This is a genomic window from Pseudomonas sp. PS01299, assembly GCF_029960145.1.
Classification (GTDB): domain Bacteria; phylum Pseudomonadota; class Gammaproteobacteria; order Pseudomonadales; family Pseudomonadaceae; genus Aquipseudomonas; species Aquipseudomonas putida_A.
On sequence record NZ_JASCPO010000175.1, the window covers coordinates 1 to 12,431 of the forward strand.

The 12,431-nt window shown below is 61.0% G+C and carries 14 protein-coding genes; 12 read left to right on the forward strand and 2 right to left on the reverse strand.

Annotation, left to right across the window (positions count from 1 at the left end; genetic code table 11):
* Positions 1–106: 106 nt before the first annotated feature.
* Positions 107–1,132 (reverse strand): ferrochelatase, encoded by a 1,026-nt coding sequence (gene hemH / locus QMX91_RS23025; RefSeq protein ID WP_098965564.1) that lies wholly within the window; start codon positions 1,130–1,132, stop codon positions 107–109.
* A gap of 13 nt (positions 1,133–1,145) precedes the next feature.
* Positions 1,146–2,048 carry a TIGR01777 family oxidoreductase gene (locus tag QMX91_RS23030; RefSeq protein ID WP_098965566.1) on the reverse strand — a complete coding sequence of 301 codons (903 nt, stop codon included), beginning with the start codon at positions 2,046–2,048 and terminating at the stop codon, positions 1,146–1,148.
* A gap of 197 nt (positions 2,049–2,245) precedes the next feature.
* Here QMX91_RS23030 and QMX91_RS23035 point away from each other — a divergent pair, with 197 nt between their 5' ends.
* The 12 genes from QMX91_RS23035 to QMX91_RS23090 all read left to right on the forward strand — a co-directional run bounded on the left by QMX91_RS23035 (position 2,246) and on the right by QMX91_RS23090 (position 12,338).
* Positions 2,246–3,232, forward strand: coding sequence for an NAD(P)/FAD-dependent oxidoreductase (locus QMX91_RS23035; protein WP_098965568.1), 987 nt, complete (start codon positions 2,246–2,248; stop codon positions 3,230–3,232).
* The gene (locus tag QMX91_RS23040) at positions 3,229–3,444 is read left to right on the forward strand and encodes a TIGR02450 family Trp-rich protein (RefSeq protein ID WP_282413436.1); all 216 of its coding nucleotides are present in this window, start codon (positions 3,229–3,231) and stop codon (positions 3,442–3,444) included. The genes QMX91_RS23035 and QMX91_RS23040 overlap by 4 nt, the downstream gene beginning before the upstream one ends.
* Before the next feature lie 188 nt (positions 3,445–3,632).
* The gene (locus QMX91_RS23045) at positions 3,633–4,595 is read left to right on the forward strand and encodes a DUF523 and DUF1722 domain-containing protein (RefSeq protein ID WP_027612221.1); all 963 of its coding nucleotides are present in this window, start codon (positions 3,633–3,635) and stop codon (positions 4,593–4,595) included.
* On the forward strand, positions 4,595–5,536 hold the full coding sequence (locus tag QMX91_RS23050) for a MerR family transcriptional regulator (RefSeq protein ID WP_096797277.1): 942 nt from the start codon (positions 4,595–4,597) through the stop codon (positions 5,534–5,536). Before QMX91_RS23045 ends, QMX91_RS23050 begins: the two co-directional genes overlap by 1 nt.
* 11 nt (positions 5,537–5,547) lie before the next feature.
* Positions 5,548–6,993, forward strand: coding sequence for a deoxyribodipyrimidine photo-lyase (gene phrB / locus QMX91_RS23055; protein WP_282413437.1), 1,446 nt, complete (start codon positions 5,548–5,550; stop codon positions 6,991–6,993).
* Positions 6,986–7,408, forward strand: a complete 423-nt coding sequence (locus tag QMX91_RS23060) for a nuclear transport factor 2 family protein (protein ID WP_027612224.1) — start codon at positions 6,986–6,988, stop codon at positions 7,406–7,408. Before phrB ends, QMX91_RS23060 begins: the two co-directional genes overlap by 8 nt.
* Positions 7,405–8,187 carry an SDR family NAD(P)-dependent oxidoreductase gene (locus QMX91_RS23065; protein ID WP_095136816.1) on the forward strand — a complete coding sequence of 261 codons (783 nt, stop codon included), beginning with the start codon at positions 7,405–7,407 and terminating at the stop codon, positions 8,185–8,187. The genes QMX91_RS23060 and QMX91_RS23065 overlap by 4 nt, the downstream gene beginning before the upstream one ends.
* Positions 8,184–9,431, forward strand: a complete 1,248-nt coding sequence (locus QMX91_RS23070) for an FAD-dependent oxidoreductase (protein ID WP_134787318.1) — start codon at positions 8,184–8,186, stop codon at positions 9,429–9,431. Before QMX91_RS23065 ends, QMX91_RS23070 begins: the two co-directional genes overlap by 4 nt.
* Positions 9,428–10,243: a DUF1365 domain-containing protein gene (locus QMX91_RS23075; RefSeq protein WP_282413438.1), complete on the forward strand. Its 816-nt coding sequence runs from the start codon at positions 9,428–9,430 to the stop codon at positions 10,241–10,243. Before QMX91_RS23070 ends, QMX91_RS23075 begins: the two co-directional genes overlap by 4 nt.
* Positions 10,230–11,495, forward strand: a complete 1,266-nt coding sequence (locus QMX91_RS23080) for a cyclopropane-fatty-acyl-phospholipid synthase family protein (protein WP_134787320.1) — start codon at positions 10,230–10,232, stop codon at positions 11,493–11,495. Before QMX91_RS23075 ends, QMX91_RS23080 begins: the two co-directional genes overlap by 14 nt.
* Entirely contained in the window at positions 11,488–11,979 is a 492-nt protein-coding gene (locus tag QMX91_RS23085) for a DUF2878 domain-containing protein (protein ID WP_282413439.1), read from the forward strand. Before QMX91_RS23080 ends, QMX91_RS23085 begins: the two co-directional genes overlap by 8 nt.
* A gap of 53 nt (positions 11,980–12,032) precedes the next feature.
* The gene (locus tag QMX91_RS23090; RefSeq protein WP_007967664.1) at positions 12,033–12,338 is read left to right on the forward strand and encodes a YkgJ family cysteine cluster protein; all 306 of its coding nucleotides are present in this window, start codon (positions 12,033–12,035) and stop codon (positions 12,336–12,338) included.
* Positions 12,339–12,431: the final 93 nt, after the last annotated feature.

Below are 12,431 nucleotides of genomic sequence, written 5' to 3' on the forward strand. Positions count from 1 at the left end.
TTGTTGTCTGACAGATAGCTTTCGCGAGCAAGCCCGCTCCCACATTTGATCTTCAGCGCACCGTAGATCAAATGTGGGAGCGGGCTTGCTCGCGAAGCTTTTGGCTTTAAAGCGCCAGCGGCGCTCGTTCACACAGGGTTGCCAACGCCTTCGCCCATTGCGGGTCGTCATTCAGGCACGGCACCAGCACCAACTCCTCGCCCCCCGCTTCGCGGAACTGTTCCTTGCCGCGATCACCGATCTCTTCCAGCGTCTCGATGCAATCGGCGACAAACGCCGGGCACATCACCAGAATCTTCTTCACCCCGCTTTGCGCCAGCTCGTCCAGCCGCGCTTCAGTGTAGGGTTCGATCCACTTCGCCCGCCCCAGACGCGACTGAAACGACACCGACCATTTGCCATCGGCAATGCCCGCGCGCTTGGCGAACTCTGCGGCGGTGCGCATGCACTGGGCGCGGTAACAGGTGGCCAGCACGGCCGGCGAAGCGTTCTTGCAGCAATCCGCGTTTTTCAAGCAGTGATTGCCAGTCGGATCGAGCTTGGTCAGGTGCCGCTCCGGCAAGCCATGGAAGCTCAACAGCAAGTGATCGTAGTCCTGCTGCAAATGCGGGGTAGCGCTGGCGACCAGCGCGTCGATGTACTCAGGCTGATCGTAAAACGGTTGCAGCACCGAGAGTTTTACATCGAGCTTCTTCTCGCGAATCACCCGCTTGGCTTCTTCGATCACCGTGGTCGTGGTGCTGTCAGCGAACTGTGGATAAAGCGGTGCCAGCGTGATGCGCTTGTGCCCCGCCGCCACCAGTTGCAGCAACCTGGTTTCAATCGACGGCTCGCCGTAACGCATGGCCAGTTCCACCGGGCCGTGGGTCCACTGGGTGGTCATCTGCTGCTGCAGACGACGGCTGAGCACCACCAGCGGCGAGCCCTCCTCCCACCAGATCGAAGCGTAGGCATGGGCCGATTGCTCAGGGCGCTTGATCAGGATCAGCGACACCAGCAGCCGCCGCACCGGCCACGGCAGGTCGATCACATACGGGTCCATCAGAAATTGATTGAGGTAGCTGCGTACATCGGCCACCGAGGTGGAGGCCGGGGAACCCAGGTTGACCAGAAGCAAGGCGTGATCGGTCATGCATCGTCCTATTTCAAAGGCGGCCGGAGAGATCATCCAAAGCCGCGCGCAAATCCGTGAACTGGAAAGTGAAACCCGCTTCCAGCAAGCGTGCCGGCACGGCCCGTTGGCCACCCAGCAACAGCAATGACATTTCGCCAAGCCCGACCTTCAGCGCCAGGGCCGGCATCGGCATGAACGCCGGACGGTGCAGCACGCTGCCCAGCGTCTTGGCAAACTCGCGATTGCGCACCGGTTTCGGTGCGCACGCATTATAAGGACCGCTCGCCTGATCGCGGTGCAGAAGAAAATCAATCAGGGCGATTTGATCATCGATGTGAATCCACGGCATCCACTGCCGACCATTGCCCAGCGGCCCGCCGAGCCCGAGTTTGAATGGCAGCAACAGCCGCGACAAAAAGCCGCCCTCGGCCGACAGCACCAGCCCGGTTCGCACCAGCACCACGCGGATGCCCTGACCTTCGGCACGCTGGGCGGTTTCCTCCCAGGCAATGCACAACTGACTGGCAAAATCGTCGATCACTGGCGGCGACTCTTCGGTTAGCTCGCGTTCACCGCCGTCGCCGTACCAGCCGACAGCAGAACCGGAGATCAACAACGCCGGTTTCTGCTGCCGTGTTTCCAGCCAGGCCAGCAGGGTTTCGGTGAGCGTGATGCGGCTGCTCCACAGCAACGCCTTGCGCCGATGGGTCCATGGCCGATCCGCGATCGGTGCACCGGCCAGGTTGACCACCGCGTCCAGCGGCTCGTTGCCGAAGTCTTCGAGACGCGCAATTGCACGCACCTGCGCGCCACAGATTTTCGCGACCTTTTCCGGGCGTCGACTCCACACCGTCAATTGATGGCCCTGCCCCGACCAGTGTCGGCAGAGCTGACGGCCTATCAAACCAGTACCGCCGGTCAGCAATATGCGCATGACTTCTTCCTCGCGTGGCGTTTTACCCGGATCACTAGTCTATTTTTATAAGCAGGGATCATTTCTATCGGGCAGGCTCTATTGTTTAACCATAGGCCAAGCTGTCAGAACGAGAACGCTAGAAGTTATACCAAAAAACAAAATTGTACAGGTTTCATTGACGGCGTAGTCTGTACAGAAAGGTAAACGAGGCCCCTATGACTGTACCTATCGCAATCATCGGCACCGGCATCGCCGGACTCTCCGCCGCGCAGGCGCTGACAGAGGCCGGACACACCGTCCAGCTCTTCGACAAAAGCCGCGGCAGTGGCGGACGCATGTCGAGCAAACGCAGCGACGCCGGTTCGCTGGACATGGGCGCGCAATACTTCACCGCCCGCGACCGGCGTTTCGTCACCGAGGTGCAACGCTGGCAGAGCTTGGGCTGGGTCGCCGAGTGGACGCCGCAGCTCTACACCTTTCAGGGCGGGCAACTGAATCTGTCGCCGGACGAACAGACGCGCTGGGTCGGCACGCCACGCATGAGCGCGATCACCCGGGGTTTGCTCGACGGTCTGGAAGTGCACTTCGCCTGCCGCATCACCGAAGTCTTTCGCGGTGAAGAACACTGGCACCTGCAGGACGCCGAAGGCTTCACCCACGGTCCCTTCAGTCACGTGGTGATTGCGACGCCAGCGCCGCAAGCCACGGCGTTGCTGGCTGCGGCACCGAAACTGGCCGGTGCGGCCACCGGGGTAAAAATGGACCCGACCTGGGCCGTCGCCCTCGCCTTCGATACGCCACTGGATACGCCGATCGAAGGTTGCTTCGTGCAGGACAGCCCCATCGACTGGCTGGCACGCAACCGCAGTAAACCGGGGCGCGATACCACGTGCGACACCTGGGTGCTGCACGCCAGCAGCGCCTGGAGTCGGCAACACATCGACCTGTCCAAGGAAGCGGTCATCGAGCAACTGCACGGCGCATTCGCCGAACTGCTGCACAGCGCGATGCCCGCTCCGACTTTCAGCCTCGCCCACCGCTGGCTCTACGCACGCCCTGCGACCGGCCACGAATGGGGCACGCTGGCCGACGCCGATCTGGGCTTGTACGCCTGCGGCGACTGGTGCCTGTCGGGGCGTGTCGAAGGGGCCTGGCTCAGTGGCCAGGAAGCTGCACGCCGCTTGCACGAACACCTGCAATGAATCGCATCAATCCGCAAAAATTGCTGCTGTCGAAGTGGACAGCAGCCCACCCGCAAAACCGCGAAAAACATTTTCTGGTCACCGAACTGTTCCGGGATGAGGAAGGCACGGTGCTGGAGATTGAGTTGCAGGCGGTGCTGACCAAGCGCGCCGAACGCCTCGATTGGCAGACGTTGAAGAACAACGATAACTGGTTACTGGGCTGGCAATAAAGATCCTGTAGGAGTGAGCCTGCTCGCGATGGCGTCGCATCATTCAACATCAATGCTGCCTCCCACAGTCGATCGTGGTAAACCTGGAAAAACTTATACAAATGAGTTGACTTGTACACGCATGAATCTATGCTGAGGAAAAGTTGTACAGAGATAAATATCTGTACAGGAATAGATTCGAGGTGTGCATGTCCGATCTTTCTGCTTCCCGGCCAAAAATCGCCATCAGCGCCTGCCTGATGGGCGCCGAAGTGCGCTACAACGGCGGGCACAAGGAATCGCGGTTGTGCAGCCGCACCCTTGCCGAGTATTTCGAATTCGTGCCGGTATGTCCGGAAGTCGCGATTGGCCTGGGCATCCCGCGCGAACCGATCCGCCTGGTTGGCGATCCCGATGCTCCTGAAGCTATCGGTACGGTCAATCCGCAAATCAATGTCACCGAACCACTGGCAGCCTACGGGCAGAAAATGGCCGGCGAGCTCAATGACATCTGCGGCTATATCTTCATGCAGCAGTCGCCTTCGTGCGGTCTGGAGCGGGTCAAGGTCTATCACGCCAACGGCGCGCCGGTGAACGGCGGCGGCCGTGGCATCTACGCTCAGGCGTTCTGTGCGCAGCACCCTGACCTGCCGGTGGAAGAAGCCGGACGCCTGAACGATCCGGTGTTGCGGGAAAACTTCATCACCCGCGTGCTCGCCTACAGCGCCTGGCAGCAGGTGCTCGAACAAGGCTTGAGCCGCCGCGCACTGACCGAATTCCACTCACGCTACAAATACCTGCTGATGGCACACAACCCTGAGCAATACAAAGCCTTGGGCAAACTGCTGGGCAACATGGCCAAGACCGATCCGGTCGAACTCGGCCCGCGCTATTTCAGCGAGTTGATGAGCGCGTTGAAGAAATGCGCTACCCGCCGCACGCACAGCAACGTGCTGCAACACATCAGCGGCTACCTGAAACAGGCGATCAGCCCGGAAGACAAACAGGAAATGCAGCATGTCATCGGTCAGTACCGCCACGGCATCGTGCCGCTGGTGGTGCCATTGACTCTGCTCAAACACCACTTTCGCCAACACCCGGATCCGTACATTGCGCGGCAGGTTTACTTGCAGCCGCATCCGGAAAACCTCAGCCTGCGAAACGCCATTTGATGAACGACAAACTCGACACCAGCGCCCAGGAAGACCTCGGCGCCGACTTCAAGAAAGCCCTCGACGAGGGCTGGCTGCCGATCCGCGAAGTGGCGCGGCAGACCGGGGTCAACGCCATCACCCTGCGCGCCTGGGAGCGCCGTTACGGGTTGATCGTGCCGCAGCGCACGCCCAAGGGCCATCGCCTGTATTCCAGCGAACATGTGCAACGAATCCTGACCATCCTGACCTGGCTTAATCGAGGCGTGGCTGTCAGTCAGGTCAAACCGTTGCTCGATGCTCCGCAAGCCTTTACCGAGACGGTGGAAAACGACTGGCAACGGCAGCGCCAGTCCTTGCTCGGCGCCGTCATCCAGCTCAATGAGCGCAACCTCGACGACAGCATCAACCAGGCCATGGCCCTGTACCCGCCACGCACCCTGTGCGAGCAATTGCTCCTGCCGCTGCTGGCCGAACTCGAGCAGCGCTGGCAAGGCCAGTTCGGCGCACAGATGGAACGGGTGTTCTTTTATTCCTGGTTACGCAGCAAATTCGGCGCGCGCATCTACCATAACAATCGGCAATTACACGCTGCGCCGTTGCTGCTGATCAATCACTCGGACCTGGCACTGGAACCTCACCTGTGGCTATGCGCGTGGCTGATCAGCAGTGCCGACTGCCCAGTGCAAGTGTTCGACTGGCCGCTACCGGCCGGAGAACTGGCGCTCGCGGTCGATCATCTGCAAGCGCGGGGAGTGCTGCTGTATTCCAGCAAGGCGATGAATCTGGCGCAGCTGCCAAAACTGCTGAATGGCATCGGCACTGCAAAAATGCTCGTCGGACCAACGGTATGCATCCACCAGACCGAGTTGTCCGTAAGAACCCCTGAGATCGCTGATCTGATCCTGGCCGAAGACCCGCTCTCGGCACATCAGGAACTGGTTCAGCGTGGGCTGATTTAATGGAAACCGCCATGCAATTGATCTGGCTGCGCAGCGACTTGCGCCAACATGACAACACCGCCCTCGCGGCCGCCGCAGCGCGCGGTCCGACGGTTGCCGTGTATCTGCTGAGCCCGCAGCAATGGCTGGAACATGACGACGCCGCGTGCAAGGTCGACTTCTGGCTGCGCAACCTGCGTGAGCTGAGCAGTCGCCTCGGCGAGCTGAACATCCCGTTGCTGCTGCGCACCGCCAATCATTGGGATCAGGCCCCGGCGGTGCTGCTCGAACTTTGTGTGCAATTGAATATTCAAGCTGTGCACGTCAACGAAGAATATGGCATCCACGAAAGCCAGCGCGACGCCGCGGTGGCGGTGGCCCTGAAGACCAAAGGCATCGCTTTCCACAGCTACCTTGACCAACTGCTGTTCAAGCCCGGCACGGTACTGACCAAAACCGAAACCTACTTTCAGGTGTTCAGCCAGTTCCGCAAGGTCTGCTATGAACGCCTGCACCGCTCGATGCCGGCGCTGGTCAAGACGCCCGGCAAACAGGCAAAGCTGAACATCGACAGCGATCCGGTGCCGGCATCCGTCGCCGGTTTTGCAACGCCGAGCGAGTCTTTGCGCACACTGTGGCCGGCCGGCGAACAGGAAGCCCGGCGCCGTCTCGACACCTTCGCCGACGCGCAGATTGACTACTACCAGAGCGAACGCGACTTCCCGGCCAAACCCGGCACCAGTCAACTTTCCGCGTACCTCGCCGCCGGGGTGATTTCGCCGCGCCAATGCCTGCATGCGGCCTTGCAAAGCAATCAGGGCGAGTTCGACAGCGGCAAGGTCGGCGCGGTGACCTGGATCAACGAGCTGCTGTGGCGCGAGTTCTACAAACACATTCTGGTGGGCTACCCACGGGTTTCGCGCCACCGCGCATTTCGCCCGGAAACCGAAGCCCTGGCCTGGCGTGATGCGCCGGATGATCTGGCGGCCTGGCAAGAGGCGCGCACCGGTTTGCCGATCATCGATGCGGCCATGCGCCAACTGCTGGAAATCGGCTGGATGCACAACCGTCTGCGGATGATTGTGGCGATGTTCCTGACCAAGAATCTGCTGATCGACTGGCGTGAAGGCGAGCGCTTTTTCATGCGCCACCTGATCGACGGCGATCTGGCGGCGAACAACGGTGGCTGGCAATGGAGTTCTTCGACCGGCACCGATTCGGCGCCGTACTTCCGCATCTTCAATCCGCTGAGTCAATCGGAAAAATTCGACAGCGAAGGCCTGTTCATCAAGCACTGGCTGCCTGAACTGGCCGGCCTGAACAAGAAGGAAGTACACAACCCGGCCAGCGCCGGCGGACTGTTCGGCGTGGCGGATTATCCGGCGCCGATCGTCAATCTCGGGGCTTCGCGCGAACGCGCGCTGGCGGCGTTCAAGAACCTGCCGTCGCGCTCGTCTATGGAAGAAGTTCATGAGTGAATTCCTGCGCCGCTTCGCCCGCCAGTTCGCCGAGTTGAACAAAGACAACTTGCAACGTCTGGGCGAGCTGTACAGCGATGACATTCACTTCACCGACCCGCTGCATGAAGTGCAGGGGCTGGTGCAACTGCGCCATTACTTCAGCGAGCTGTACGCCAACGTCAGCGAGCTGCGCTTCGATTTCCACGGCTTCGACCAGATCGCTGACGGTGAAGGTTACCTGCGCTGGGTCATGAGTTACCGCCACCCGCGTCTGGCCGGTGGTCAATTGATTCGCGTCGCCGGGTGTTCGCACCTGCTGTGGCGGGACAAGGTTTATCGCCACCGGGATTATTTCGATGCCGGGGCCATGCTGTATGAACATTTACCCGTATTGGGCCGGGTGATCGCCTGGTTGAAAAGGAGAATGGGATGAGTCGTACACCTCCACGGCGTTATTGGCTGACCGGTGCCAGCAGTGGCATCGGCGCAGCACTGGCTGAAGACATTCTGAAAAGCGGCGCGCATCTGGCTGTAAGCTCGCGTCAGGTGGCACCGCTCAAAGTGCTGTCGCAACGCTACCCGGGGCAAGTGCTGGTGGTGGCCGGCGACCTGACCAACAGTCAGACCGTGCGCGAAATCGGCCAGCAGATCGAACAGGCCTGGGGCTCGCTGGACAGCGTGATTCTCAATGCCGGCACCTGCGAGTACGTCGATGCGCGACAGTTCGATGCCTCGATCATCGAACACGTGGTGCGCACCAACCTGCTCGCCAGCAGCTACTGCATCGAAGCAGCCCTGCCGTTGCTGCGCAAAGGCACCGCGCCGCATCTGATCGGCATGGCCAGTTCCGTGACCTACCTGCCGCTGCCCCGAGCCGAAGCCTACGGCGCGTCGAAAGCAGGGCTGCGCTATCTGTTCGAATCGCTGCGGATCGACCTGGCCGTCGAGGGCATCGATGTCACCATCATCAGCCCGGGTTTTGTCGAAACCCCGCTGACCGCCAAGAACGACTTCCCGATGCCGTTGAGCTGGCCTGTGGATAAAGCGGCGCGGCACATCTTCGCCAAGCTCAAGGATCGTCCGCTGGAGATCGCCTTTCCGGCACTGTTCATGGCGGCGCTGTGGCCACTGTCGAAGCTGCCGGCGCGCCTGCAACTGGCGATCGGCAAGCGCATGGTGCGCAGCAACCCACCGCTGCGGGACCCGATATGAAGATTGCCATTGTCGGCAGCGGAATCGCCGGCCTGACCTGCGCCCACCTGCTCAATCGCCGACACGACATCATGGTGTTCGAGGCCAGCGACTGGGTCGGCGGTCACACGCATACCGTGCAGGTGACCGTCGATGGCCGCGAATACGCCGTGGACACTGGGTTCATCGTGTTCAACGACTGGACCTATCCGAACTTCATTCGATTGCTTGGCCAGATCGGCGTGTCGTTCAAACCGACGGAAATGAGCTTCTCGGTCACCGACCCGGACACCGGTCTGGAATACAACGGCAACAACCTCAACAGCCTCTTCGCCCAGCGCAGCAACCTGCTGTCCCCGGGATTCTGGGGCATGTTGCGCGACATTCTGCGTTTCAATAAAGAAGCCCAGCGCGACCTCGCCGAACAACGCATTGCCGCCGATACCACGCTCGACGATTACCTCAAGGCTGGCGGTTATGGCGAACGTTTCATCCTGCATTACATCGTGCCGATGGGCTCGGCGATCTGGTCGATGCCGATGGCCGAGATGCTCAATTTCCCGCTGCAATTCTTTGTGCGCTTCTTCAAGAATCATGGCCTGCTGTCAGTCAGTGATCGCCCGCAATGGCAGGTGATCGAGGGCGGCTCCAGTGCCTATGTCGCGCCACTGACCGCAGCGTTCCAGGACAAGATCCGCCTCAGTTGCCCGGTGACGCGCATCGATCGCGATGAACACGGCGTGGTTATCCACAGCCCGGCCGGCATCGAGCGTTTCGACAAAGTCGTGCTTGCCTGCCACAGCGACCAGGCTCTGCAATTGCTTGGCACGCCAAGCCAGGCGGAACGCTCGATCCTCGGCGCCCTGCCCTATGCCGATAACGAAGTTGTGCTGCATACCGATACCCGTCTGCTGCCGACCCGCAAACTGGCGTGGGCCAGCTGGAATTATCGCTTGAGCGGCGCCGGCCATACCCACGCGGCCGTCACTTACGACATGAACATCCTGCAGGGTATTCAGAGCGACACCACGTTCTGCGTCAGCCTCAATCAGAGCGCCGGGATCAGCCCGTTCAAGGTGCTCGCCAAATACACCTACGCCCACCCGCAATTCAGCCTCGCGGCGGTAGCGGCGCAAAACCGCTGGGCCGAACTCGACGGTCAGCAGCACACCCATTATTGCGGCGCCTACTGGGCCAACGGCTTTCATGAGGACGGCGTGGTCAGCGCGTTGCGCGTGGCCGCCGCGTTCGGGGAAAGCTTATGAACAGCGCCCTGTACAGCGGCTGGATTGGCCATCGGCGCTTTTCGCCCAGACGCCACGAATTCCGTTACCGGATCGGTCTGTTGTACCTCGATCTGGCGGAACAGGACGCCGTGTTCGAACTGTCGCCGTTTGCCAGTCGCAGCCGCTTAGCAGCGTTTTCGTTTCGCGAAACCGACTACCTGAAAACCTTCACCGGCAGCGGCATGCGCCTGATCGATGCGGTGCGCCAGCAAGTCGGCGTCGCCATCGGCCATCAACCGCAGGGTTCGATCTGCCTGCTGACCCAACCGCGCAGTTGGGGTCTGGCGTTCAATCCGGTGAGTTTCTTTTATTGCCACGAGGCCGACGGGCAACTGGCGGCGATTCTCTGCGAAGTCACCAACACGCCGTGGTGCGAGCGTTATCACTACGTGCTGCCGGCCCGCACACCGACCGACCTGCAAGACTTTCACCAGCACTTCGCCGTGGCCAAGGCCTTTCATGTCTCGCCGTTTTTGCCGCGTGACCTCGAGTACCGCATGAGCTTCAGCCCGGCTGCGCAAAATCTCGGCGTGCACATGGCCGACTGGCAGGGTGAGCACAAGCTGTTCGACGCCACGCTCAATCTGCAGCGCGAACCCCTCGACCGCCACAGCCTGCACCGCTACTTGCGACGTTTTCCGTGGATGACCGCGAAAACCTGTCTGGCGATTTACTGGCAAGCCGTGCGCCTGTTGCTCAAGCGTGCTCCGATTTTTGCTCATCAGGCTGCCGACGGCAGCTTTCAGATCGCCACTGTGCCTCCCAAGGAGCACCACCATGAAATCCTCTAGCCTGTCGGTCAGTCGCTTCAGCACCAACGGTTTGACCGGTTCGCTGCTGCGTCGCGGCGTTTTGCGGCAACTCAGTCAGCTCAAACACGGGCAATTGCTGGTGGTCGAGGATGGCGAACGCCTGATGTTCGGCACACCGGGCAGCCACCTGCTCGGCGAAATCCATGTGCAGGATGCAGCGGTGTGGGGCATGGTCGCCGGCAACGGATCGATTGGTGCCGGCGAAGCGTTTATCCACGGTTACTGGAGTTCACCGGACCTGACGGCGGTCGTGCGCGTGTTCGTCAGCAACCTCGACGTGCTCGACGCCATGGAGCGCGGTCTGGCCCGCCTCAGCCGGCCGCTGGTGCAAGGCCTGCACTGGCTCAACCGCAACACGCGCAAGGGGTCGCAGAAAAACATCGCGGCGCACTATGACCTCGGCAACGACCTGTTCGAACAGTTTCTCGACCCGACCATGATGTATTCGGCGGCGCAGTTCCTCAGCCCCGACGACAGCCTGGAACAGGCTCAGTTGAACAAGCTGGAACGGATCTGCCAGAAGCTCGCGCTCAAACCCGAAGATCACCTGCTGGAGATCGGCACCGGTTGGGGCAGCATGGCGCTGTACGCCGCGCAGCAATACGGCTGCCGTGTCACCACCACGACGCTGTCGAAAGAGCAGTACGCGTTTACCGCCAGGCGCATTGAAGCACTGGGGTTGCAGGATCGGGTAACGCTGCTGCTCACCGACTACCGCGACCTCACCGGCGAATACGACAAACTGGTGTCGATCGAGATGATCGAAGCGGTCGGTCACCGCTTCCTGCCCACCTATTTCAAGCAATGCGCGCACCTGCTCAAGAGCAACGGCCTGATGCTGTTGCAGGCGATCACCATCCGCGAGCAGCGCTACGAGCAGGCCAAGCGCGGCGTCGACTTCATCCAGCGCTACATCTTCCCCGGCGGCGCCCTGCCCTGCGTGCAGAAGATGCTCGAAGTGGTCAGCCGCGAGACCGATATGAACCTGCTGCACATGGAAGATTTCGGCCTGCACTACGCCCGCACCCTGCGCCTGTGGCACGAAAACTTTCGCCGCGCCCATGGCCGTTTGAGCGAGTTGGGTTACGACGATTACTTCCTGCGACTGTGGGAGTTTTACCTGTGCTACTGCGAGGGCGGGTTTCTGGAGCGCACCATCGGCACCGCGCAACTGCTGCTGGCCAAACCGGCCGCGATGCCGGCGCCGTTGCTCGGACGCTTCGATGCTTGAGCGGCTTACCAATGCCGTGCTGTTCCAGGTCGGCTGGCTGGCCTGTGTCATCGGCGGCGACAGTCTGTGGCTGCTGCTGGCGCTGGCGGTGTTGGTGATTCATCTGGGCTGGATCAGCAGTTGGGCGGCGGAAGGCCGTTTGATCCTCAGCGTGGTGCTTGTCGGTACAGCCGTAGACAGTCTGTTGCGCGCTGCCGGCGTGTTCGAATTTCAGGATCTGTCGCCACTGATTCCGCTGTGGCTGATGCTGCTCTGGGCCTTGCTCGCGACCACGTTGCGTCACTGTCTGCAATGGAGCGCCCGCCCGTGGTGGCTGGCCAGCGGACTCGGTGCAGTGGGCGGCGCCGTGTCCTATTACGGCGGCGGACAGCTGGCCGGCGTGCAATTTCCTTACGGTGAAGTGCCGACCCTGATCGGCATCGGCCTGCTGTGGGCGCTGCTGTTTCCGCTGCTGCATGCCATGGCTCGGCGGCTGGCCCACTGAGCGTCTGTCAGGCCTTTCACACAGCAACCGGCGGCTGCCTTACACTGCGCAGCATGAAAACCATTCCCCACCAGCAAATCACCGAGCCAGCGGTCACCTGTTCGACCTGCGCAGCGTGCTGTTGCCAGCTCGAAGTGATGCTGATCACCGACACCGGCGTGCCCGAACGCTTTATCGATACTGATGAGTGGGGTGGTGAAGTGATGCTGCGTCTGGACGACGGCTGGTGCGCGGCGCTGGATCGCGACAGCATGATGTGCACGATCTATGAGAAACGCCCGCTGATCTGTCGCGAATTCGAGATGGGTGCACCGGAGTGCATTGAAGAACGCAAAGGCATTGCCACTGCTTACCGTTGATTTCAACAGCAGCTCAAAACCAATGTGGGAGCGGGCTTGCTCGCGAATGCGGTGTGTCAGTCAATTGTGTTGTCGACTGACACACCGCATTCG

What these genes read in the sequence shown, in the direction of transcription:
- hemH (WP_098965564.1), bottom strand. Translation starts at nt 1,132, where the DNA reads ATGACCGATCACGCCTTGCTTCTGGTCAACCTGGGTTCCCCGGCCTCC.
- QMX91_RS23030 (WP_098965566.1), bottom strand. Translation starts at nt 2,048, where the DNA reads ATGCGCATATTGCTGACCGGCGGTACTGGTTTGATAGGCCGTCAGCTC.
- QMX91_RS23035 (WP_098965568.1), top strand. Translation starts at nt 2,246, where the DNA reads ATGACTGTACCTATCGCAATCATCGGCACCGGCATCGCCGGACTCTCC.
- QMX91_RS23040 (WP_282413436.1), top strand. Translation starts at nt 3,229, where the DNA reads ATGAATCGCATCAATCCGCAAAAATTGCTGCTGTCGAAGTGGACAGCA.
- QMX91_RS23045 (WP_027612221.1), top strand. Translation starts at nt 3,633, where the DNA reads ATGTCCGATCTTTCTGCTTCCCGGCCAAAAATCGCCATCAGCGCCTGC.
- QMX91_RS23050 (WP_096797277.1), top strand. Translation starts at nt 4,595, where the DNA reads ATGAACGACAAACTCGACACCAGCGCCCAGGAAGACCTCGGCGCCGAC.
- phrB (WP_282413437.1), top strand. Translation starts at nt 5,548, where the DNA reads ATGCAATTGATCTGGCTGCGCAGCGACTTGCGCCAACATGACAACACC.
- QMX91_RS23060 (WP_027612224.1), top strand. Translation starts at nt 6,986, where the DNA reads ATGAGTGAATTCCTGCGCCGCTTCGCCCGCCAGTTCGCCGAGTTGAAC.
- QMX91_RS23065 (WP_095136816.1), top strand. Translation starts at nt 7,405, where the DNA reads ATGAGTCGTACACCTCCACGGCGTTATTGGCTGACCGGTGCCAGCAGT.
- QMX91_RS23070 (WP_134787318.1), top strand. Translation starts at nt 8,184, where the DNA reads ATGAAGATTGCCATTGTCGGCAGCGGAATCGCCGGCCTGACCTGCGCC.
- QMX91_RS23075 (WP_282413438.1), top strand. Translation starts at nt 9,428, where the DNA reads ATGAACAGCGCCCTGTACAGCGGCTGGATTGGCCATCGGCGCTTTTCG.
- QMX91_RS23080 (WP_134787320.1), top strand. Translation starts at nt 10,230, where the DNA reads ATGAAATCCTCTAGCCTGTCGGTCAGTCGCTTCAGCACCAACGGTTTG.
- QMX91_RS23085 (WP_282413439.1), top strand. Translation starts at nt 11,488, where the DNA reads ATGCTTGAGCGGCTTACCAATGCCGTGCTGTTCCAGGTCGGCTGGCTG.
- QMX91_RS23090 (WP_007967664.1), top strand. Translation starts at nt 12,033, where the DNA reads ATGAAAACCATTCCCCACCAGCAAATCACCGAGCCAGCGGTCACCTGT.